At 64.1% G+C, this 22,972-nt stretch carries 17 protein-coding genes and 1 pseudogene; 3 read left to right on the forward strand and 15 right to left on the reverse strand.

Annotation, left to right across the window (positions count from 1 at the left end; translation table 11 throughout):
• Position 1 precedes the first annotated feature (1 nt).
• The 8 genes from BCY88_RS02210 to gcvA all read right to left on the reverse strand — a co-directional run bounded on the left by BCY88_RS02210 (position 2) and on the right by gcvA (position 9,691).
• Complete coding sequence (locus tag BCY88_RS02210; protein WP_120342617.1) at positions 2-571, reverse strand: hypothetical protein; 570 nt, start codon at positions 569-571, stop codon at positions 2-4.
• Positions 572-593: 22 nt separating this feature from the next.
• A complete protein-coding gene (locus tag BCY88_RS02215; protein WP_120342618.1) occupies positions 594-2,582 on the reverse strand; it encodes a heavy metal translocating P-type ATPase in 1,989 nt (662 codons plus the stop codon).
• Entirely contained in the window at positions 2,579-3,760 is a 1,182-nt protein-coding gene (locus BCY88_RS02220) for an SPFH domain-containing protein (RefSeq protein WP_120342619.1), read from the reverse strand. The genes BCY88_RS02215 and BCY88_RS02220 overlap by 4 nt, the downstream gene beginning before the upstream one ends.
• Positions 3,757-4,818: a protease modulator HflC gene (gene hflC / locus BCY88_RS02225; RefSeq protein WP_120342620.1), complete on the reverse strand. Its 1,062-nt coding sequence runs from the start codon at positions 4,816-4,818 to the stop codon at positions 3,757-3,759. Before hflC ends, BCY88_RS02220 begins: the two co-directional genes overlap by 4 nt.
• 87 nt (positions 4,819-4,905) lie before the next feature.
• Positions 4,906-6,819: a protease modulator HflK gene (hflK, locus tag BCY88_RS02230; RefSeq protein WP_120342621.1), complete on the reverse strand. Its 1,914-nt coding sequence runs from the start codon at positions 6,817-6,819 to the stop codon at positions 4,906-4,908.
• A 160-nt stretch (positions 6,820-6,979) separates the two neighbouring features.
• A complete protein-coding gene (locus tag BCY88_RS02235; protein WP_120342622.1) occupies positions 6,980-8,179 on the reverse strand; it encodes an aminotransferase class V-fold PLP-dependent enzyme in 1,200 nt (399 codons plus the stop codon).
• 26 nt (positions 8,180-8,205) lie between these two features.
• Positions 8,206-8,679, reverse strand: coding sequence for a RidA family protein (locus tag BCY88_RS02240; protein WP_120342623.1), 474 nt, complete (start codon positions 8,677-8,679; stop codon positions 8,206-8,208).
• 91 nt (positions 8,680-8,770) lie between these two features.
• Positions 8,771-9,691 carry a transcriptional regulator GcvA gene (gene gcvA, locus BCY88_RS02245; protein WP_120342783.1) on the reverse strand — a complete coding sequence of 307 codons (921 nt, stop codon included), beginning with the start codon at positions 9,689-9,691 and terminating at the stop codon, positions 8,771-8,773.
• Between the two features lie 306 nt (positions 9,692-9,997).
• Here gcvA and BCY88_RS02250 point away from each other — a divergent pair, with 306 nt between their 5' ends.
• Together BCY88_RS02250 and BCY88_RS02255 are read left to right on the forward strand one after the other, a co-directional pair.
• On the forward strand, positions 9,998-10,723 hold the full coding sequence (locus BCY88_RS02250; RefSeq protein ID WP_120342624.1) for a response regulator: 726 nt from the start codon (positions 9,998-10,000) through the stop codon (positions 10,721-10,723).
• A 153-nt stretch (positions 10,724-10,876) separates the two neighbouring features.
• Positions 10,877-12,169, forward strand: a complete 1,293-nt coding sequence (locus BCY88_RS02255) for a TAXI family TRAP transporter solute-binding subunit (protein ID WP_259461195.1) — start codon at positions 10,877-10,879, stop codon at positions 12,167-12,169.
• Between the two features lies 1 nt (position 12,170).
• Here the strand turns inward: BCY88_RS02255 and BCY88_RS40185 are convergent.
• Both BCY88_RS40185 and BCY88_RS02265 read right to left on the reverse strand, forming a co-directional pair.
• Positions 12,171-13,375: pseudogene (locus tag BCY88_RS40185) on the reverse strand (MFS transporter); the annotation flags it as partial.
• 326 nt (positions 13,376-13,701) lie between these two features.
• Entirely contained in the window at positions 13,702-14,853 is a 1,152-nt protein-coding gene (locus BCY88_RS02265) for a peptidyl-alpha-hydroxyglycine alpha-amidating lyase family protein (protein ID WP_120342626.1), read from the reverse strand.
• A 227-nt stretch (positions 14,854-15,080) separates the two neighbouring features.
• Between BCY88_RS02265 and BCY88_RS02270 the strand changes: the two genes are divergently transcribed.
• Positions 15,081-15,593, forward strand: coding sequence for a DUF3455 domain-containing protein (locus tag BCY88_RS02270; RefSeq protein ID WP_120342784.1), 513 nt, complete (start codon positions 15,081-15,083; stop codon positions 15,591-15,593).
• A 25-nt stretch (positions 15,594-15,618) separates the two neighbouring features.
• On the opposite strand, the gene BCY88_RS02275 is transcribed toward BCY88_RS02270, so the two are convergent.
• The 5 genes from BCY88_RS02275 to BCY88_RS02295 all read right to left on the reverse strand — a co-directional run bounded on the left by BCY88_RS02275 (position 15,619) and on the right by BCY88_RS02295 (position 22,855).
• Entirely contained in the window at positions 15,619-16,278 is a 660-nt protein-coding gene (locus BCY88_RS02275; protein WP_147408492.1) for a hypothetical protein, read from the reverse strand.
• Between the two features lie 459 nt (positions 16,279-16,737).
• Positions 16,738-17,703: a D-2-hydroxyacid dehydrogenase gene (locus BCY88_RS02280; protein ID WP_120342628.1), complete on the reverse strand. Its 966-nt coding sequence runs from the start codon at positions 17,701-17,703 to the stop codon at positions 16,738-16,740.
• An 18-nt stretch (positions 17,704-17,721) separates the two neighbouring features.
• On the reverse strand, positions 17,722-19,776 hold the full coding sequence (tkt, locus tag BCY88_RS02285) for a transketolase (RefSeq protein ID WP_120342629.1): 2,055 nt from the start codon (positions 19,774-19,776) through the stop codon (positions 17,722-17,724).
• Between the two features lie 171 nt (positions 19,777-19,947).
• Positions 19,948-21,807 carry a TRAP transporter large permease gene (locus tag BCY88_RS02290; RefSeq protein ID WP_120342630.1) on the reverse strand — a complete coding sequence of 620 codons (1,860 nt, stop codon included), beginning with the start codon at positions 21,805-21,807 and terminating at the stop codon, positions 19,948-19,950.
• 4 nt (positions 21,808-21,811) lie between these two features.
• The gene (locus BCY88_RS02295; protein ID WP_120342785.1) at positions 21,812-22,855 is read right to left on the reverse strand and encodes a TRAP transporter substrate-binding protein; all 1,044 of its coding nucleotides are present in this window, start codon (positions 22,853-22,855) and stop codon (positions 21,812-21,814) included.
• Positions 22,856-22,972: the final 117 nt, after the last annotated feature.

Genomic DNA, 22,972 nt, shown 5'->3' on the forward strand with positions numbered 1-22,972 from the left:
CTCACCTGCCGGCGGCAAGGCTTTCCGCCTCGCGCCGGATCCTGGCGAGCGTACGCTGCCGGATGAGCCCGCTGACGGGGCGGATGACAAACCAGTACGGCGCAAATCGGCGGCGTACTGCCGGGCTTGGACAGAACACGCGTGTCTCCGTACTGAGCATGGATGCGCCGGACGCGGTGGCGTCCACATTGAAATCCATGACCAGGTGGCAGACATCCGTTCTGACGGTTGCCTTGAACGCTTCGGGCGAGTCAATCTCGAGCAAACCGTAATCCGCTTGCCAGAAGGCGCCGATCAGCCCGAACGCCAGCCCGCGGTCTGCGTCGCGACCCAGAAAAGTGAAATCGTCGAGATCCAGTGGTGGTCTCTGTGACTGTTTCATGAGTCGCGACGGCAACTCGCGCAGCCGAATCGCCAGTCGTATCAGCGGATCATCCTGCGCCCGCTGGCGGCTGGCGCAATCCAGAATAATGCCTGCCGGCGCTTGTATAAGCGCGCTGTGCCGCTCGCGGAAATCGTAACGAGGCAAAAATTCGTCGATCAGCGTCATGCTATTTTTCGCCTGCTGCATACGGAACCTCGTTCTTCTTCATTCAGGGTTGTTCAGAACGACGGTTGTCGTCCATGCGCAGCAGCCGGCCCGCATTTGCTATCACGATGAACGTGCCCAGGTTATGCAAAAGCGCGACCCACACGGCGCTCAGCACGCCGGTCGCGGCCAGCGCGATCACCGCGACGGTCCACGCCAATCCGATCGCGGCATTGACCGCCGCGGTGTGCAGGCAGCGCCGCCCGAGGCGCACACACGTCGGGATACGGCGCAAGTCGTCGCCGAGCAGCACGACGTCGGCCGATGCCACCGCAATGTCGATGCCCCGTTCGCCCATCGCAATGCTGGTGGGGCCGGCCTTGATGGCGAGCACGTCGTTCAGGCCGTCGCCCACCACGAGCGGATGATAGCCGCCCGCCATTTCCCGCACGACGTAATCGAGCTTGTCGTGCGGCAGCGCCTGCGCGACGACCACGCCAATGCCGGTCTGCGCCGCCAGTTTGCGCGCCACCGGCTCGCGGTCTCCGGTCAGTAGCGTCTGGCGCGTCAGCCCAAGCTCCCGCAACTCAGCCAGCGCCTCCGTGGCTTCCGCACGCAGTGCGTCGGCAAAGCCGAACCACGCGAGCAACCGGCCGTTCAACGCAAGACCCACACAAGGTCCTTCGATCTCGCGGCGCGGTTCCGGCAAACCCTGCACGTATTGCGCGAGCAAGCCGAAGCGGCCCAGTACCGCGACACCGTCCGGCGTCTCTGCGAGCACACCCAGCCCGCGTAGTTCACGTGCGTGTTCGAACGGCTCCCGTTCGAATCCGGCCGGTCCGGCTTCAGTCGCGTAACGCAGCAGCGCGCGGCTCACCGGATGCGCACTGCTGCCGCCCAGCCGCGCCGCCAGTTCGAGCACCTGTGCCGCGTCGGCGCCGGGTTCCAGCATCACGTCTTCGACACGCAATTCGCCGTAGGTCAACGTACCGGTCTTGTCGATCACCAGCGAATCGATCTGCGCAAACTTGTCGAGAAACGCGGCGCTTCTGAACAGGATGCCGTGGCGCGCACCGACCGCGATGCCGGCAATGGCCGTGGACGGCGCGGCGAGCACCAGCGCGCACGGACACGCCGCGACAATCACCGCCAGCATCGCCGACGCATTCGCCGAGACGAACCACACGATCGCCGCGATCAGCAGGACGAGGCACAAGTAACCGCCCATGTAGCGTTCGAGCATCTGTGTAATCGGCGGCTTCGCCTGCTCGGCACGCTGCATCAACTCGATGATCCTGCCGAGCGTCGACTGCTTGCCCGCGAGCGTGACTTCGATACGCAGCGGGCCGTCGAGATTCATCGCGCCACCGAATACGGTCGAGCCCGGCTCGACATCGAGCGGCACCGATTCGCCGGTAATCGGCCCATTGTCGACGCTGGAATCGCCATGCTGCACGATGCCGTCGGCAGGAATCCGCGCACCGGCGACGACTTCGATGTGATCGCCCGCGCGCACCGCGTCATACGGCACTTCTTCGATCGCACCGTCCGCCTTCACGCGCCGCACCTTGCCCGAAGTCAGCCTGCCGAGCGCCCGGATCGCCTCCTGCGATCCGAGCACGCTACGCTCTTCGAGTGCATGCCCGAACGTCATGACGATCGGCAACAACGCGGCCGTCGCCATGTCGCCCACCGCCCATGCCGCCAGCATGGCGAGTGCGATCAGCCGGTCAGTCACACCATGCAGACTCGGTGACTTGAGGCTATGCCATGCGCCGGCGAACACCGGCCCGGCAACGACCAGCGAAGCGAGGCCTGCCAGGACCTGCGCAAGCGCTTCATCTGCCGGGGCAAAGTAGTGCCATGCCGTCGAGAGGATCAGCAGCCCACCGGCCAGCAACGCAAGCGCGACTTGCCGCGTGACGCCTCGTTGCTCGGACGCCGATAAAACAATCGCGTGCCCCTGCGCAACGCCGTTCGCTTCGTGCGCGTGCGCGCCATGCGAGTGAGCGTGCCCGCCTGGGTGCGTTGTGTGCTCGACTCCGGTGCTCATCGCGCATTTCCCGGCAGGATCAGATTCGACGTGTCGTGCGCGCCGACGGTCGTCACGCTGCCCGCTTTCGAGAGCACCGACTGAACACGATCCCGATACACGCGCGCGAGAAGTCCAGGATCGCTGTTGGTGCGAAGCGGCACTTCCAGTTGCTGAATGGTCATGGTTTTGGCCTGCGCGGTGGCGACACGCTCAACGGCGCTCGCCTGGGCGTTCTGAACGATCCGGTCGGCATCCTGTTGGGCGTCCTGGCGTGTCTTTTCCGCAGACGTGCGCGCTTCGGCCATGCTGCGCTCGGCCACCTGCAACGACGTCAGCACCGAATTGAACGCACCCACGGCAGCGGCCGGAAACGCCACCTCGACGTCGACACGCGCGACTTCCACGCCGAGTCCCGCATGTTGCGATTCGAGCGCGCGCAGGTGGCGTTCGACTTCCTGGGCGAGATCGCCCCGCAAACGCTCACGCTTTATCGCGACCTGCTGATCCGCCGACAACAACTCGGGCCGCGCGACCAGAATCGCATCCAGATCGCGCTGGGCCACCACGCTGACCGCGGAAGCTGACACGATCCGCTCGAGCGCCGCCGCAAGCCGGTCTTTCTGCAGGACGTAGGCATAAAGATCGACGACCCGGTAGTACAGCGTGGCGCGCAACTGCAACACGCCGTTGTCGCCGGTCAGCACATAACCGGAGCCGGCCAGCGCATCGGGCAACTGCGCAACGGGCGCCGCCGCGTCGGGGCTGGCCGCGTTGTCCGGCGCGAGCGGTGGGCCGGCTGGCCCATCCTCCGGCCCGATCACGACCCCGGGTCCGGGTCCGCTTCCGGCCGATCCTTGAGCCGGCGGTGGTGCCTCCGGCACATTCATATCCGCGGCGCGCGCACGTGGATCACGTTCGAGCGACTGAATGCTTTGCTCCAGAACCCGGGCACTGCCGGGCACCAGCAAGGTCGACTCGAACGGGCGCGGCCAGGCAATCAGGAGGCCCGCATCCTGGGTACGCACGAACGAGCCGAACCGCATCACAACCGCCCGGCTATCCGGCGGAATCCGGCGGATGTTCGAACCGGCCCACGCGCAGGCAGCGAGCACGACCAGCACGGCGATAAACCAGAACGAGAGTCGTACCGCCTGGGCGCCCGGGCCGAGCGGCGGCAAGCCGGCGTCCGTGCTCATCGCGCGGACCTGCTTTTTTTCGACGCGGACGCCGAGCCGGCGCCGGGCTGCGGCAACGACTCGGGGCCCAGTGCCGTGGGGCCCTGCACCAGGGCCTGGAACGGCGCCGCATCGGTGCGCAGGATCAGATTCGTATTGGCGCTCACCACCGCGTCGAGGGTGTCGAGCGAGCGCAACATCGTGTAGAGCCGCGGATTGCCCGCGTAAGTGGCGCCATAGATTTCGGCGGCATCCTTGCGCGACTGCGCCTCGATCTGCGCGGCTTTCACATTCGCATCGGCAACGGCAAGCCGGGCATCGCGGTTCGCATCCGAACGGATCTGCGCAGCCTCGCGATTGCCGTCGGCCGTACGCTGCGCGGCCACCGTCTCGCGCTCGGCGCTCATCCGGCTAACGGTGGCCGCGAGCGTCACGGCCGGCAGCGTCAGACGCTCCAGTCCCACCTGCACGACATGGACGCCGTAAGCCGAGTACAACTGAGCGTCGATCTGACTGCGCAAGGCGTATTCAAACGCGGCGATGCGCACTTTGGATGGATCCGTGTTGACCAGCGACGCGAGGTCGAACCCCGCCGACGTAGTTTGCAGCGACGAGCCGAGCAAGGAACGGATTTGCTGTGCGGCCTCGTCGGGCTGGTTGCCCACGGCCCGAACGAAACGGCGCACGTCGTTCGGGTCCGCCGCGACGCGCCACGCCACATACGCCTGCACGATGATCCGCAAGCCGTCACGCGTGCCGACGTCCTGCAAGCCGCTCGAGGTCGTATGCAGGCGCAGGTCGACCGGCACCACCGCTTCGATCGGCGCCGGCAGACGCCACGCGAGACCCGGTTCGAGCAGCACGCGCACGGGTTGTCCGAAGCGCGTGATCACCGAAGCTTCACCCGCGCGCACGGAGATGAAACTCGCCACCGCGATCGCCACGGCCACGCAAAGCAAGGCAAGCAGAACCCGGCCATAGAACGGCCCGCCGCGCGCGGCCCGCGCATTGCCGCCATCGTGGTGATGGTGGTGATGCGCGTGATCGTGACCGCCTGCATGCGAATGGAACAAACTCATATCGTCACCTTAAAAACAGCTGTGCCGGCCTTGGGCGTGCTTGCCTGTCCAACGCGTGTACGGCACGTGCACGCCGTGGCCCGGGCGTCAATTACCATGAGGAATGCCGGTGAGATCGCCCGCGGTGAACGAGCGCAGGTCGATGGTTGCCCGGCGCTCGGCTGTCAGCCGGTCGTCGATCACCGTGATGTGCGCGTTCTGCAAGCCTTGCTGCAACTTGCTCAGGTAGTACTCGAAGGGGAAAGCCGGGCCGCCGAGCCGGTACGCCACCGTGTCGGCTTCGAAGTTGATCTGCTGCACACGCGCCGCCGCCATCGTGTCGGCCGCCCGCGCGCTCGCCTGCGTGACGCTTGCCTCGGCCTGTTGCTGCGCATAGCCGAGCAATCCCGCAGCAAAGCCGTGCGCCCCGGCAACACTCGCCTGCGCACGAATCTGCGCGGCCTGCACGTCGTGATAGGCCGCGGCTGCCCCCGATGGCGGATGCACGCTTTCGATCACCACGGCCACGACTTCGATGCCACTGGCAAGCTGGTCGAGTTGCCGCTGAACGGCATCGCGCACGCTCTCGGCCATGGCGGTTTGACTCGTCTCGAGCAAAGCCTGCAGCGTATGCGACGCGAGGTAATGCACCACCTCGCGATTGGCGATCGAGCGGACCGTGCTCTCCGGATCGACCGACCGGTAGAGTGCCGCACGCGCCGCCGCATCGCTCAAACCTTCGCGGTAGTCGAGCCGCACGTCGGCGTTGACGATCTGAAAGCTCTGCTGCTCGCCGGTAGCGCCCGCGATCACCTGGCTCGTGTCCCATGGATGCGGGACGTCCCAGAGACGATTCAGCTGTTCGGACGCCGGGCCGTCGGCGGACGTGGACGGCGCCGCCACGCTGCTGTCGTCGGCGCCGCCCGACACGATGATCTGATGCACCGCGCCGTTATCGACGAGACGTGCCTTGCCGAAAGGCCAGGGCATGCCGAAGTGAAGCCCCGGCGGCCAAACCGCCACCGGCGCACCGAACCGTTCGTACACCGCGCGCTGGGACGGCCCCAACACGACGACGGAGGTCAACAGCCACGCACACGCCACCATCGCCACGACGGTGACCGGCAACAGCCGCACAAAGCTGCGCAGCACCCAGTTCTGGCGCAGATCGATACCGTAGCGGTCATGCAACCCGGCACCGATCGACGAGAGCGACGAACGGCGGAAACGCAGCATGCCCGCGATAATGCTCGACGGCACGCGCGCGGCATCTGTGCCGGAGCGCGGTGTGAAGAACCAGAGAAGCACGGCGCGGATCATCATCTCGACGGCAATCGCAGCCGTGAACACCGCCGCGAGATGCACCAGCCAATCGAGCGCCGTATGCAGGTAGACGAGCCACGCCGCCGACAGCGCCGCAGCAAGCGCGCACGCCACCACCACGCGCAACACGCCGGCGAGCGAGGCCGACAGCGAAGCACGGGATTGCTCCGCATCCTGTGCGTAGAACCGTTCGGCGACGAGCGTGAGAAAAGCAAGCGTGAGCGCGGCTGCACCGCTAACGATCACGAAGGACGATGAAACCATCGCGTGAATAAGCGCCGCGGGCGGCAGGGGCTGCAACGCCGTCGCGGCGATCGCCACGGAAAGACAGTTGCCAATAGCCACGCCCCACGGCTGCCAGTGAAAAGCGCCCGCTGCGAGATTCAGGAGCGGTGCTTCGGCGTCCTGCCAAACCAGTCGCCTGATGAAACTTACGCTCCGCTTCCAGCCCGATCCCTGGGCTGGATCACGTGGCGCGCGTGCCCTCGATGGCGGCCATATCGCGACAACGAACACGTTCAGGCACGCGCTCGCCAGAACCGCGCTCCAGCGCAGATCGACAGGCAGGGTTCTCAAAAGACTCAGGATGCCGAGCAGGCCCGCGAGTCCCAGAGCGACCCATCCCGTCAGCCAAGCTTCACCACGTTCAGACGATCGTTCGCCCGAATCGATCTCTTCGCCGGCATGCCGATCCGACATCAGTATTCCTTACGAACACGTTACAAACCGGGTGCTGCACAACGTCCCCGACGGGTTGTCGCAATGCTCCGCGAGCCGCAATTTAGCGTGCCAGCATAGGAAACTCAAGGTTAGTCTGAGAATGACTCACCGGGCATAGACAACGGAAAGCACGGATCGCCTACTGGGGTTCGAGTGCCCGTATTCCGTCCAGCAATCTGCCGATCTCCGACTCCGTTGTCAGATAGCTGACCGACGCACGCGCGATCTGCTTGAGTCCTCTGGGCTCCATATCCAGGGGCGTGTAGCCGACGCCGTTACTGCCGATCGTAATGCCCTGATCCGCCAGTTGGCGTTGCACCGACAGAGGCTCCAGACCCGCTACGTTGAATGCCACCAGCCCGGACTGTTCCCGGCCCTGATCCAGAACGGTCACGCCGGGAATCGCGGCGAGTTGCACACGCAAAGCCTGAGCAATGCTGTCGATCCGCGCACGAATGTTTTCAATGCCGATCTCCAGTGCCTCTTCCAGCGCGTTGGCCAATCCGCAATGCAATGCCAGCGAGGCTTCCGATAACTCCAGGCGCGCCGCGTCGTCCCGCAAGACGGGTTCGCCGTCGGCGCCCAGCGGCGCGGATCGCGTGTCGACGAATGCCGGCGTCAGGCGGGGTAGAAAGTCCTCGCGCACAAAGAGCAGGCCGGTGCCTCGGGGGCCGCGCAGCGCCTTGCGGCACACGCCGCTCAGCACGTCGCAACCCACGGCGGCGACGTCGACAGGAAGCTGCCCAAGCGCCTGGGCGGCATCGATGAAGTAGGGGATGCCGTAGCGGCGCGCGACCTGCCCGATCGCCGCCGCCGGATTGATCAGTCCGCCGTTCGCGGGCATCCAGGTCAGCGCGATCAGGCGCACACGATCATCGAGCATCGCCTCCAGCGCCTGCGGATCCACGGCGCCACTGGAATCGGACGGGATGACCTCGATCGTCGCCCCGCTGCGCTGCGCCGAGAGACGCATGGCCGCCAGATTGCCACCCCACTCATGACGCCCGACCAGAATGCGATCGCCGGGCCGCCAGGCGCCCAATGCCGCGAATGCGGCACCCCAGCCCGCCGAGTTGCCCGCGGTCAGCGCGATCTCCGCCGGCCGGGCGTTCAGCAGCCGAGCCGCCAGCAGGCGCGCGCGCTCACTCTGCTCACGTCCCTTTACGCCGGCCTCCATCGGCCCTGTCGTGGCTTCGAGCCAAAGCTGGGCATGTATCGCCTCCAGTGTGGCTGAGGACGGCAGCGAGGCGCCCGCGTGATTGAAATGCGTGGTGGTCTGAGCACCCGGCGTGCGGGCGCGCAACGCGTCCACGTCGGCAAGCGAGAGAGGAGAAGGCATGGTTGTTCCAATGACGTGTGGGAGGGTCACGCTGGTGTAAGGGAGATAATAGCTTCGACTTCAACGGCCACGCCGGCCGGCAGCGACGCGACGCCGACCGCGCTGCGCGCATGGCGGCCGGCAGCGCCGAACACGTCGACGATCAGGTCGGATGCGCCGTTGGCAACGGCACTATGACGATTGAAGTCCGGCGTGCTGGCGACGAACACCCCTAGGCGAACGACACGCGCCACACGGTCCAACCGGTCCCCGGTGGCCGCCGCAATCTGCGACAGGACCCCCAGCGCCGCGAGGCGCGCCGCCTCGATGCCTTGATCGTCCGTGAGCTTGTCGCCCAGGCGGCCGAGGTAGGCCGCCTGTCCGTCCTTGCGCGAAATCTGGCCGGATATGAAGAGGAGATTTCCTTCCTGCACGAATGGCACGTAATTGGCGGCGGGCGCGGCAGCGGCTTCGAGCGTCAGGCCGAGCTCGGCGACACGTGCGGAGATTGAAGAGGTCATGTCAGAGGCATCCGATCGTAAGGGAAACCCAATCCTATTGGCGCGGCTCCCGCGTGACCAATCAATTCTTGCACGCCATGCATGAGTGAAACTAATGCGTAGCGTCCAGTACGTCCTGCGCGGCTGCCTGCATGATCCACGCGCGGAACGCGGATGCCGCGTCGCTCAACGTTCCCTTCGGCGTGACGAGCCACCAGCCGATGCGGGGGTCGTCCAGCACCGCGTCGGGCAGCGCCTCGACCAGGGCTTTGCTCGCCAGTTGCTGGCCGATCAGCCGGTGACGGCCCATCGCGATGCCCTGCCCGGCCAGCGCCGCTTCCACCACGATGTTGTAGTCGTGCAGCTGGACATGCTGCGCCCGGCTAAGGTCCAGCCCGAACTGATGCGCCCAGACTTCCCACTCGAAGGAATGTTTCGAATACGAAGCCAGAAGCGGGAAGCGCAGCAGATCCTGCGGTTTGCGCGGGCGGTTCCTGCCGCTGACAAGGGACGGGATGCAGACCAGCGACAGACGTTCGGCCATGAGCTGCTGCGAACGTACGCCCGGCCAGCCACCACGGCCGTAACGGATCGCCACGTCGACCTCGCCGCCGGACACGTCGGCCAGCGCGATCTCGGGTCGTAACTGCAGGTCGATACCGTCATGGGCGGCCGAGAAAGCATGCAATCGCGGCGCCAGCCAGCGCGTTGCAAACGAAGCCAGTATCCCGACCGTCAACGTGGCCCGCTCACCGGCATGGACGCGCACCTCGCTGGTGCCGGCCCGCAGCAGTTCGAACGCCGCGTGCACCTTCTCGTAGTACGCCCGGCCCTGCGGCGTGAGCTCGATGGCGCGCGTGCGCCGCTCGAACAACGCAACACCCAGGTCGGCTTCCAGTTTCTGGATCTGGTGGCTGATAGCGCTTTGTGTCACGAAGAGTTCCTGAGCCGCATGACTGAAACTCAGGCGCCTCGCGGCGGCTTCGAAAGCGCGTAGCGACAGGAGCGGCGGCAATGGGCGGGCAGGATGCATCGGGCGTTGGCGATGAGGGTTGGCAATGTGCCGGGCAATGTGATTGGCAATGGGCCTGGCAATAGGCACGAAGAGTTTGCCATGCAACGCCATCTGGTGCCGGCAGGCGCTGACCGGGTGCCGTGGACGGACTCCGCGGCCATCGAAAAAAAATCAATTTTCAGCGACGGATTCCCCCAACTCGTGCCGTTAAAGAGACTGAAGCACAACGTTCGCGGATCACCCACATGCTGACAGCACTGAAAGCTGACGCGGCCAACGTTGCCGCAACCCTGTTTCCCGGCTCATGCGTTCGATTCCCCTACTATGACAACTCAAATACTGGTCGTTGACGACGATGTCGAACTCCTTGGTTCGCTGGCCGCCTTTCTCGGACGCGAAGGGATGGTGGTCTCCGTTCTGCAGGAGGTGAAGTCGCTCGGGGAACACATCGAACGGGCCCCGCCCGATCTGATTGTCCTCGACCAGATCATGCAAGGCGTGAACGGCCTTGCCGCGCTGACCAAACTGCGCGCCGCGGGCAACACCGTCCCCGTGATTCTGACTTCGGGCGCCGACGACATGGACCGGATCGTTGGACTCGAAATGGGCGCGGACGACTGCATCGGCAAACCGTTCAATCCGCGCGAGCTCCTTGCCCGCATGCGGGCCGTATTGCGGCGACAAACCCTGCCTGCGCCTGGCACCGCACGGGAAGAACCCGCAGTAATCGGCTTCGGCACATTCACGCTGGATCTTCAGCTGCGCACGCTCATCACGGAGAACAAGAGCCGGCTCACGCTATCGGCGGGAGAATTCGCGCTGCTAAAGATCTTCGTCAATAACCCCATGCGCACGCTGACCCGGGAGCGCCTGCTCGAATTACTGCACGGCCCGGAAGACGATCATACCGACCGGGGCGTCGACGTCCAGGTGTGGCGGTTGCGCAGGCTCCTCGAGACCAACCCCTCCTCTCCGAGGTTTATCCAGACCGTGCGCAGTCATGGTTACGTGTTTGTGCCCGATGGCGCGCAACACGCCGTGAAGCACTGATGCTTCGCTCACCGCGCCGGGCGCAACCCTGAGTGCGGATGTGGACAAGGCCTCCGAGGCGCTGCATTATCCATGCTGGCGAGCAGCGCCGAACCCGAGAGGCGAACAATGCCCAGGCACAACCCAGCGCTTCATCGCAATGAAAAAGTCCCCATGACGCCGGCTCGCCGGCGGCTTCTGCTCGCCGGCGCAATACTGCTGATCGCCGCGCTAGGTTGGGGACTCTCGGTGATACTTGAACCCGCCTTCCGCCACACGATCGTCATCACAACCGGCGCGGACAACGGCATCTATCGCGGCTTTGCAGATCGTTATGCGCCCATTCTCAAACGCGACGGCATCACGCTCGATATCCGCAGTTCATCGGGCTCGAGCGAAAACTATCAACGGCTGACCGATCCGAACAGCGACTACGAAGTCGGCTTTATCCAGTCCGGCACCACCAGCCCCAAGGATACCGACCACCTGCAGACAATCGCCGCCGTTTCCTATGAACCGATCTGGGTGTTCTATCGCGGCGAATCTACCGTCAACCGGCTGGCACAATTGCGCGGCAAGCGGATTTCAATCGGCGTTCCCGGCAGCGGCCTGCTGAACGTCTCGCAGAGACTGCTCGGATACAGCGGCGTCACGCGGGACAATACAACGCTGCGCGAAATGGACGCGAACCAATCCTATCAGGCACTCGAAAACGGTCAGCTGGATGCGGCTTTCTTTATCGGCAGACCCGATGCGCCGATGCAGACCACACTGCTCAACAGCAATCTCAAGCTGATGAGCTTCGTGCAGGCCGACGCGCTGGTGCAGAAATTCCCCTCGCTCTCCAAAGTGATCTTTCCGCGTGCAGCCACCAGCGTCGTCAACGATCTGCCGCAGACCGACGTCACGCTGCTCGCCGCCACCGCGTTGCTCGTTGCCAAAGACACGCTGCACCCCGCGCTGGTCTACCTGCTGCTGGACGCGGCCAAAACCGTCCACGGCGGCGAAGATTACTTCACGCCGCTTGGCGTGTTTCCCAATCTGAATACCGATGAATTTCCGGTTTCGGAAGAGAGCGAGCGTTACTTCAGAACGGGGCGCCCGTTCCTGCAGCGTTACCTGCCATTCTGGCTAGCCAGCTTTATCGAAAGACGCCTGCTGATCCTGCTCCCCTTCATGGCTTTATTGCTCGGGCTAATACAGGCGTTGCCGCGCATGGCCGAGGCGCGCATCAAGAAACGCCTGGTGGTCTGGTATCGCGAGATCAAAGCGCTCGAAGATGAAATATGGAACAACCGCCACCCCACTGCGGACCAGATCGCACAATGGCAGGACGAGATCGAACACATCGATGCGAACGCCAACCAGATCAAGATGCCACGGCGTTATATCCACGACGTCTACGTGCTCAAACAGGCGATTGGCGTAGTGCGGGACCGGATTGCGCGGGTAGCACGGGAGCAATAGCTTAGCCCGCGGGCGCGGCGGCATCGTCGACGATCGGTTGGCGCGCCATGAACCAGTAGAACAGCGCCGCGCATCCGGCAATGATGCCGCCGGAGATGAACGCGAGCGCATAAGAACCCGTGCGGTCAACGATAAAGCCCGCGACCACAGGCGAGAAAGCCCCACCGAAGTAGCCGCCGAAATTCTGGATCGCGCTCACCGACGCAATCATCGACGAGGGTGCGATGTCCGCCGCGAGCGCCCATGCCGAGCCGACCACGGCGGCGATGAAGGCAAGGCCGACGGTGAACAGCACGATTGTCACGCTGAATGCGTGAGTGAACGGCAACACAATCGCACACACCGCCGCGCCCACGGAACAACAGGCGATCAATAGGCGCTTCGCGTCGATCGCCGACGCGAGATGGCGATCGACGATCTTCTTCGCCAGATACCCCACCGCGATTTCCCCCACAGCGCCGCCCGCCCACGGAATCCCCGCAACCACGCCGAGTTGCGCGAACGAAATGTGAAAACGGTCGAGCAGATAGAGCGGCAAGAACACGAGGAAGATGTTCCACAGCCAGATCGTGCAAAAGTAGCCGAGGATCATGCCCCACACGCTGCGCCGGCCAAACAGCGAACGCCATTTGAGCGAGGAGTTCGCCAGCGACCGTTCGTGACCGCCGCCGCCTGATTCGATGTAGGCGAGCTCATCCTTCGACAGACGTTTGCTGTCGACCGGATTGCGATACAGCGTCAGAAACAGCAGCGCGAACGCGATCCCGAATGCGCCCGTCACATGAAACAGCGAGCGCCAGCCGAACGCGACCATCAATGCAACCAGCATGGCGGGCGCCAGGGCCCCCACTTCGACGATGAATCCCACACGCCCGTCGCGAAGCCGCGCTCCTTGGCCGGAAACCACGCCGCGGTGATTTTCGCCGAGGTCGGCCAGCATGGCGCCTCACCTACTGCGAGCAACGCACGCATCACCAGCAAGCCGGAGATCGAACCCACTACACCCGTCAGCCAGGTCGCGACACTCCACCAGATCATGCCGAGGGCATACGCACGCTTCGCGCCGAAACGGTCGATCACCCAGCCCGCAGGCAATTGCATGACGGCATAGGTCCACGCGAACACGCTGCCGAGCAGACCAATCTGCGTGCGTGTCAGACCCAGTTCCTGAATCATGCCGGGGGCGGCGATGGAAAGACTTGCGCGGTCCATGTAGTTGATGATTCCGCCGATCAGCAGCCAGATCAGGACGTGCCAGCGGAAATTGAGGCGAGCGGGCGGCGCTGCGGCGGCCGATACGGGCATGATGGGCTTATTCAAATCGTGTCTCCGTCCAGATGGCCTTCTGCGGCCATTCGTTGTTGCCGGTGGCGTCTTCTAGCGCTGCGCGACACGATGCTCGCTTGCACGCACCGTGCCGTCACAGAGCGACCAGTGTACGGACAGCGCTTCACCGACTCCAATCAGGAAACCGCATGGGCCGATAGCGTTTTTGTTATCGACCAGGCCGACGCAGGCCGGGCCGCGTTAGGCTAGGACGGACGCAGCATGAGTTTCTGCACTCGCCAGTTCAGCAGCTCGGCGACCAGCAACACGTTCTCGGATGGGCAGGCCATTTGATGAATCCAGCCAAACTGCTTCAGTTGCTTGCCGGATTGGCCCAGCACGCCAAGCAGCTTGCCTTCGAGCGTCAGTTTGTAGATGCGTCCCGGAAACGCATCCGAACTGTAGAGCACCTGATTCGGGCCCGGAGAAATGCAGATCGCCCAGGGCGAGCCGGGCGCAAAGGTGCCCTCGGCCAACATGGCCTCGTCCGGCACGTTGCCGATCGCGGGTTGCGCGCCAGCGGGCACGGGTACGTCGATGGTGAACTGCCGCTGGAAATTGCCCTCGCCGTCGAACACCTGAATGCGGCGGTTGCTGCGATCGGCTACGTAGACGAGGCCCTTGGCATCGACTGCGATGCTGTGCGGCGTATGGAACTGCCCCGGACCGGTCCCGCGTTCGCCCCAGGATTTGAGCCAGTTGCCGTCCTTGTCGACTTTCGCCACGCGGGAGTTGATGTATCCGTCGCTGATATAGGTATTGTCAGCGCTGTCCCACGCAACGTCGGTAACCTGCCGGAAGCGTCCCGGCTCCGCCGGCAAAGGCGGATTGGGATGCTTGAGCGGACCGGTTGCCTCGTCCGCCGCCTCCTGCTTGCGGCCGAAGACCATGGCCACGCGTCCTTCCGGCGTGAACTTGATCACCATGTCGGAACCCTTGTCGGTCACCCAGATATTGTCGTGCCGGTCGACCTTGACCGTATGCGCGAACGACCAGGCATACAGGTTGTGACCGATCTCGCGCACGAACCGGCCGTCCGGCGCGAACTCGAGCAGCTGGGCCGCGGCCGCACCGTAGGCCGGCCCAATCGAGTTGCCGCGCGAGAGCACAAACGTATGCCCCTTCGAATTGAAGCTGACACCCGAGCACTCGCCGAAATAAACGTCGCGTGGGAGATGCAGGAAATCGGGAACCGACTCGTAGGCGATGCCTGGGACAGAATCCGCATAGGCAAGACCGGGAAAGAGCGCGAGCGCCGCCGCGCTTTCGGCGGCGAGGGTAAGGAAGCGGCGACGGCTCAAGACCGCGCTCTGGGCGCCATCACAGCAAAGACAGGAGTACGACGGTTGATCGTTCATTGGCTTGTCTCCTTTCGCGCGCCTTGCGGGACGGCGGCGTTGTCGGTTTTCGCGCCAATGTATGCGGCATGTCCGGATAACAGGCGCACCAGGTCTTGCACGCCGAGAATACACCGTGAAGAAGCACACGCAAATTCATTGCACCGATAAGATCACGCGTACTATCCCGACTGTCCGACTCAACCACCGCAACCGCCATGCGCCGCGTTTCACTCGAGGTGATATCCATGCTCAGAAATATTTCGCAAGCCAGCTTCGCAACGATCGCGGCCGCCATGCTGACCGCATGTGCAATGCCGCCGGCAAGTCCGCCGGGTGCGTCCATCGACCCGCCTCAAGGCGAGCGCGTGATGACCCTCACGGCTTCCGGCGTGCAGAACTACGCGTGCGAACTGGACGCGCAAGGGCACCTGGGATGGGTGTTCAAGAGCCCGCAAGCAACGCTTTACGACGCAAGCGGTCACGCTGCGGTACGGCATGGCGCAGGACCCTCATGGGAAGCGGAAGATGGCAGCCGGATCGTAGGCCGCGTGCTCGCACAACGGCCCAGCGAAACGGCGGCGAGCATTCCCCAGCTATTGCTCGAAACACATAGCACGTCCGGCAACGGCACATTGTCAGCAGTGCGATATGTGCAGCGCCTGCATACCGTCGGCGGGCTAGCGCCGGCGGCTGCGTGCTCAACGGAGCATCAGGCCGGCAGCTCGCCCTACCTCGCGAACTACGTGTTCTACCGATAGGCAGGCCACGCCTCGCGACGCGCGCTTACTTCACGTTGGGCTGATTCGGTGGCGGCAGCGCCGGGTCGAGTTTCGCGGACTGTCTCACCAGCTGATCGGTCATTGCCGCCGCAACCGGATTCGAGCCGGCATGATGCAGGTCGTTACGACTGTATTGCGGCTGCGGTGGCGGCAATGCCGGATCGAGTTGCGCGGATTCCTTGACCAACTGATCCGTCATCGCGGATGCGACCGGATTCGCGCCCTGGCGATGCGAATCGTCACGCCTGCTTTCGACTCGCGGCGCGGGCGTGCTTCCCGGAGCGACGGCAGCATGAAGCGCGACCGGTTCACGTGGCGGCGGCTCCGGCCGCTGTTCCGGCCGCATCGCCGGCCGAGGCACTTGCACGGCGACTTTAGCCGGCGAGCCGGATTGCGTCACCACGGTGCCGCTCACAACCTGATTGGGGTCAGTCGCTGTGTGGGCGGCGAGAGGCGCTGCGCCGGCCACACTTCCCGCCGTCATATGCGTGTCATCCAATTGAGAAGAAGATTGGAAGGACGTCGCGGCCAATTCTGCTGGATTGTCTTTCGGGACGTCGGTGTCGGACGCTGAGCGCTCCCTTTCCTGCAGCAGCAGGAAAGCGCCAAACGCCACCTCGACGAGCAGCACACCGACGATCAACGATTTACGTACATTCCTCATATTAACCACCGATTCGTTCAATCGATGCGATTGGATTGGCGATGGCCGCCCGCTCGAAGATCGCGCGGGACGGCAGGTTCGCGGCATGAGCCCGCGAGAGGTTGATGTGGGGGGATTTACGCGCCCCGCACACGTTGATGTGTCCAGCGGCAAGAGCCTGGTGATTCGCTCCACCAGACAGCACAGGACATGCCCGTATGCTAATGCGAAAAAACAATCTCTGCTGAGCGCACGCGCGGATTCAGACGAAATAGTCCGAAATCCGCTAGCACGCTGCACGCCCGCGGCCACGGGAGAGCGCAGCGCGATGCAATGAAACATGCAATTGAGAACGGCAATTTTCTCGTCCGACGTGGTCAGTTTTTTGTCGGCAACGAGCTAGTTCTCTTTGGGTTCGAAGCGCGCGGATGCGTATCCTCCGACAATCCGCGCGCCACGTGACGCAGAGATACGATTCGGTCAATACGCCCCCTGCACCAGATTGCTCGGCGCACCGTTGACGAAGTTCTCGACGTTGTCCATCAATTGATCGGCAAGACGCTGTTGAGCCTCGTCCGATGCCCACGCAACATGCGGCGTCAGAATGACATTCGAGCGGCCGGCCGCGCGCATCAGCGGATTGTCCTCTGGCGGCGGCTCGCTCGCGGTCACATCGAAACCCGCACCGCTGATCAGACCTTCATCGAGCGCCCGCACCAAGGCATCTTCGTCGACCAGGCCGCCGCGCGCCGTATTGATGATCAATGGCTTGCGTTTCATCGCGCGGAACTCGGGCATGGCCAGCATGTTCCGCGTATTCGGCGTGAGCGGGCTGTGCACAGTAATGATGTCGCTGGTTGCGAGCACCTCGTCCCACGGCGTGTAAAGCGGACCAAGACCCTCCCTCCCCTTGTGCGCGGCGAACATCGGCAGCATGCCGAAGGCTTTGCCGATTTCCGCGACGCGTTGCCCAAGCACTCCTTCGCCGATGATGCCGAGCCGCGCGCCCGCCAGGTCGTGAATCGCATGGGTGAAAAAGCAGAATTGCCCTGACTTCTGCCACTCGCCGGCGAGCACGTCGTCGCGGTACGCGATCAGATTGCGGCGCAGCGCGAGAATCAACGCAAAGGTGTGTTCGGGCACCGTGTTGATCGCGTAGCCGCGGATATTGCTGACCGCGATACCGAGCCGCTGACAGGCCGCTTTGTCGACGCAATCGGTGCCGGTAGCGGCGACGGCGATCAGCTTCAGATCGGGCAATTGTTCGAGTACTTCCTGCGTCAGCGCCACCTTGTTGACGATCGCGATCGACACCCCGTCGAGCCGCTTCAGCACCTGCTCAGGTGTGGTGTTTTCATACGCGATCAACTGATGATCGAAACGCGGTTCGCGCAACACGATTTGCGGCGCGAGCGTGGCACGGTCGAGAAAGGCAATCTTATGCATGGTCATATCCTGTCTGATTTACAGATGCCGTCTGGCTTCAGCCACGACATGCTGCACGGTGATATCGAAGTGCGCGTACAGCGTTTCCGCCGAAGCCGAGGCGCCGAAACCGGTCATCCCGACAAAACCGCCGCGCTCGCCGAGATAGCGGTCCCAGCCGAAACGCACTGCTGCCTCGATCCCGACGCGCACCGTGTCCGGACCTAGCACCGCGGCGCGATAGTCGGCGCTCTGTTCATCGAAGATCTCCCAGCACGGCATCGACACCACGGCGGCCGCGATGCCCTCTTCCTGCAACCGGCGGCGCGCCTGCAACGCCAGTGCAACCTCGGAACCGGTGGCCAGCAAGGTCACGGCGCGCGCGCCGCCCTCCGCTTCGGCGAGCACATAAGCGCCACGACGCGACAACGACTCGGCGCTATGTTCGCGGCGCACCAGCGGCAACGCCTGCCTCGCAAAAACCAGCGTGCTTGGACCGCTCCGATGTTCGAGGGCAAGTTCCCAACACTCGGCGGCCTCCACTGCATCCGCGGGACGCAGCACGCGCATGTTCGGCATGGCGCGCAACGAGGCGAGTATCTCGACGGGTTGATGCGTCGGTCCGTTCTTGCCGACGCCGATCGAGTCGTGGCTGAATACGAAGTGCACCGGCAGGCCCATCAGCGCGGCCATGCGCATCGCCGGGCGCTGATAGTCGGAGAATGCCAGGTAGGTGACGCTGGTCGCGACGATGCCGCCATGCGCGGCCATGCCGTTGGCCATTGCGCCCATCAGATGTTCACGCACGCCGCAGTGGACGTATGCACCGCCGCGCTCGTCGGCGGTGAAGGCCTGCAACTGCCGTTTGTGGCCCGTGGGCGCTTCGAGATCGGCGCACCCCACCATGCGCTCCGGCAGCAGCGTCGCGAACAGATCGCTGATTTCGCCCGACACGGTAATGCCGGGCTGCGGCTCGTCGCGCTCCACGGCACGCTTGCGATAAGCATCGAGCACCTCACGCCAGCCTTGCGGCAAACCACCTGCCTGGATCCGCTCGAACTCGGCGCACTGTGCGTCCGGCAACGCTGCAAGGCGTGCGTGCCACGCGTTGTATTCCTCGGCATTGCGCTGGCCCGCTTCGCGCCATGCGTTCAGGATCTCGGCGGGCACCTCGAACGGCGCGTGCGGCCAGCCGAGTTGTGCGCGTGCCGCGTCGGCGTCCTCCTGAAACAGCTTGCCGCTATGCCCGCCGCGCTGGCCTTGCAAGCGCGCAATACCGCGCCCGATGACCGTCCTGCACGCGATCATCGACGGCCGCGGGTCGGCGCGCGCAATCGTCAACGCGGCGCTGACCGCCTCGAGATCGTGGCCATCCACTTCGATCACCTGCCAGCCGCCCACGCGGAATCGTGCGCAGACGTCTTCGCTGATCGACAACGAAGTGCTGCCGTCGTCGGTGATCTGATTGTCGTCCCAGCAGAGAATCAGTTTGCCCAGCCGCAGATGCCCGGCCAGCGAAATCATCTCCTGACCGATGCCCTCCTGCAGACAACCGTCGCCGACGAACGCATACGTGTAGTGATCGATGAGATCGCTGCCGAATTTCGCGGCGAGATACGCTTCGGCAATCGCCATGCCGAACGCGTTGGCAATGCCCTGTCCGAGTGGACCCGTAGTCACTTCGATACCATGCGCCGGTTCGTACTCGGGATGTCCCGCGCAATGCGAGCCGAGTTCGCGGAAGGTCTTCAACTGGTCGAGGCCGATCGCCGCATAACCGGTCAGATACAGCAGCGAATACAACAGCAGCGAACCGTGTCCGTTGGACAGCACGAAGCGGTCGCGATCGGGCCAGGTCGGATCGGCGGGATTGAATTTCAGATGCCGGGTGAACAGCGCAGTGGCGATTTCGGCCATGCCGAGCGGCACCCCCTGGTGACCCTCGCCGGCCTGCAGGATAGCGTCGATGGAGAGGAAGCGGATCGCGTCGGCGAGCGGCAATGATGGCGTCCGCGCGGCGCCCGTTTGTGGCGGTGGCGCAGCCGAAACGTGCGAAGCAATTCCTGCGGCAAACTGCGCTTCAGTGGTGGACATGACAAAAGGCTCCTCTACGCCGTCCTGGCATGCAGGGCGGCGGCTGTCAAAGCGGGTTAAGGCGGGTTACAGCGGATTGAGGCGGGTTAAAGCGGATGGGACCGGATTAGGTGAAAGCACTTCCTGCGAGGCTGCACGGGACGGCGCACGGCACAGCCTCACATCAGCGGGTCAATGCAGGAAGCCGATCGAAATCCACGGTACCGAGGCGACGATGATCAAACCGACCATCAAGGCAGCGATGTAGCCGAGAATCGGCTTCATCCCCTCGTCCGGATGAATGCGGCTGACCGCGCACGCCGAGTAATAGCCGACACCGAACGGCGGTGCGAACAGGCCCACGCCCATCGAGAGAATCACCACCATCGCGTAGTGCACGTCGTGAATGCCCATCTGCCGCGCGATCGGGAACATCAGCGGGCCGAACAGCACGATTGCCGGAATGCCCTCGAGCACGCTGCCGAGAATCACGAACACGCAGATGGATGCGGCCATGAACATCGCCGCGCCGCCGGGCAAAGCACCGAGCGTTTGCGCCAACTGTCCCGAGAAACCCGATTGCGTCAACGCCCATGCCATGCTCGTCGCGGCGCCGATAATCAGCAAGATTGCGCCGGACAAACTCGCGGTATCGATCAGCATCGGCTTGAGCCGCTTCCACTCGAAACGGCGATAGATCAGCAAACCGGCCAGTACGGCGTAGGCGATACCGATGGTCGAAACTTCGGTAGCCGTCGCAATCCCTTCGACGACCGCCGCGCGAATCACGAACGGCAGCGCAATCGCAGGAAACGCGATGACGAACTTGCGCAGAATCTCGACGCCCGTCGCACGCTTGACGCCCGACATATCTTCATGCCGGTAGCGCCACTGCACCACGATGCACAAGGTGATCGCCAGCACGATGCCCGGCAGCATGCCGCCCGTAAACAGTGCCGAGATCGACACGCCGGTCACCGAACCGAGCGTGATCAGCACGAGGCTCGGCGGAATCGTCTCGGTCTGCGCGCCGGTCGCGGCGAGCAGGGCAACCAGATCGCCCGGCTTCGCCCCGCGTGCTTTCATTTCCGGAAACAACACGGGCGCGACCGCCGCCATGTCCGCGGCTTTCGAGCCCGAGATGCCCGACACCAGGTACATTGCGCCGACCAGCACATACGACAGGCCACCGCGCACGTGCCCCAGCAGGCTCGCGAGGAACGCGATCATTGCGGCGGCCATGCCGGTCATCTCGATCAACTGACCGAGAAACACAAAGAGCGGCACCGAAAGCAGGATCAGATGCGACATGCCCTCGTCCATCCGGCCGACCACCACCGGCATCGGCGTATTTGTGGTCAACGCCAGATAGCCGAAAGTTGCGAGTCCGAACGAGAAGGCAATCGGTACGCCGCTCAGCACCCCGAGCGCGACCAGGCCGACGAAGAAAATCAGCAGGTTGTAGTTGCCAAGATCGCGCAGCGACGGCCCGAGCGCCACAAAGAGGCCGACCAGCGCGCCCACCGTTGCGATCGCACTGAGCATCAGGCGCCAGTTCCCCACGCGGGCGAGCCGCACCACGGCGACCAGCAGCATCAGCGCCGAGCCGACCGGCAATGCCGCCGCACGCCACGCGTTCGACAATTCGAGTGCCGGCGTGGTGATGAACGCTTCGTCCTGCGCGAAGCTGATCGCCGGGCCGATCACCATGGAGAGAAATGCAATCGGCGCGGCGATCGCGACCACGTCGAGAAAAGCGCGCACGCCAGGCGACGCCATGCCGACCAGCGCCGTCATTCGCATATGCTCACCGCGCCGCAAGGCGATCACGGCGCCGAGCATGGCGAGCCACAGGAACAGCATGGAGGCGAGTTCGTCGGACCAGACGAGCGGCGCGTGCAGCAGATAGCGGCTCGTCACGCCGGCCAGCAGCACGATAATTTCCGCGAGCACCAGCAAGGCGGCGGGAATCTCCACCAGATGGCCAAGGGCAGAGTCGAGCGCACAGGCGAGCCGATGCTGGCGCTCGTGCGAATAGGAGATCGAGATCATTGCCTTACCCCAGTTTTCCGGCGGACTTCTCCAGCAGGCCCCACGCCTCGTCGCCGTATTTGGCTTTCCAGTCGTGGTAGAAGCTCGTCTTGGCCAGGGCGTCGCGGAAGGCTCCGCGGTCCACATCGACAAACGTAATGCCCTTCGATTTCAGATCGTCGCGCAACGACAGGCTGAGCTTGGCGATATCCGCGCGCTGCAGCATCGCGGCCTTTTCGAATTCACGCGTGACGATCGCGCGGATGTCGGCCGGCAGACGCTCCCACGCGGCGCGGTTGCCGAGAATCCAGTAACCGTCCCACACATGCGACGTGAGGCTGATGTACTTCTGCACCTCGTAGAGTTTGGCCGTGGCGATGATCGGCAGCGGGTTTTCCTGACCTTCCACCACGCCGGTCTGCAGCGCCGAATAGAGTTCGTTGAAGTTGATCGGCGCCGGTCCCGCATCGAGCGCCTTGAACAGCGAGGTCAGCATCGGCGCCTGCGGCACGCGAATCTTGAAGCCTTTCAGATCGGCCGGCGCACGCAGCGCCCGGGTCGATGAACTGATCTGGCGAAAGCCGTTGTCCCACACCTTGCTCACCGAGACGAGACCGGATTTGCCGATCTGCGCGCGGATATAGTTGCCGAGATCGCCGTCCATGGCCTTCCAGACCGCGTCGTAGTCCTTGAATGCGAAACCGGTGTTGACGATGCCGGCGGCAGGCGTCAGCGTGGCCAGAATCGACGAGGCCTGGTTGAAGAATTCGACACCGCCATTGCGCACCTGCGAAAGCAGATCCGTATCGGAGCCCAGCTGATTTTGCGGGAAGAGTTTGATATCGAGGCGGCCGTTGGTTGCCGTGCGAATCTGATTGATCGCCTCCTGGGCGCGGATGTTGACCGGATGTGTCGGGTCCTGGCCGGTCGCCAGTTTGTATGAGAACTCGGGCGCCGCCATCGCGCTGCGCGAGATGCTCCATAACGGCGCGGCGGCGGAGAGGGCCGCACCCGCCTTCAGAAAGGCGCGGCGGCTGATGCCCTGCGGGGCGTTCGAACGGGTAGTCATGGTGTCTTCCTCCAATCCTGGATCGCGCGTCGTTATGTTTTTTCCGCGGCGGCTGCACGTGTCGCTCGCCACGCTCATCTGTTCTCTACTACGGGTCTCCATCGCCGCCGCCGGCCT

Source organism: Paraburkholderia fungorum (genome assembly GCF_003610895.1).
Lineage (GTDB): Bacteria > Pseudomonadota > Gammaproteobacteria > Burkholderiales > Burkholderiaceae > Paraburkholderia > Paraburkholderia fungorum_B.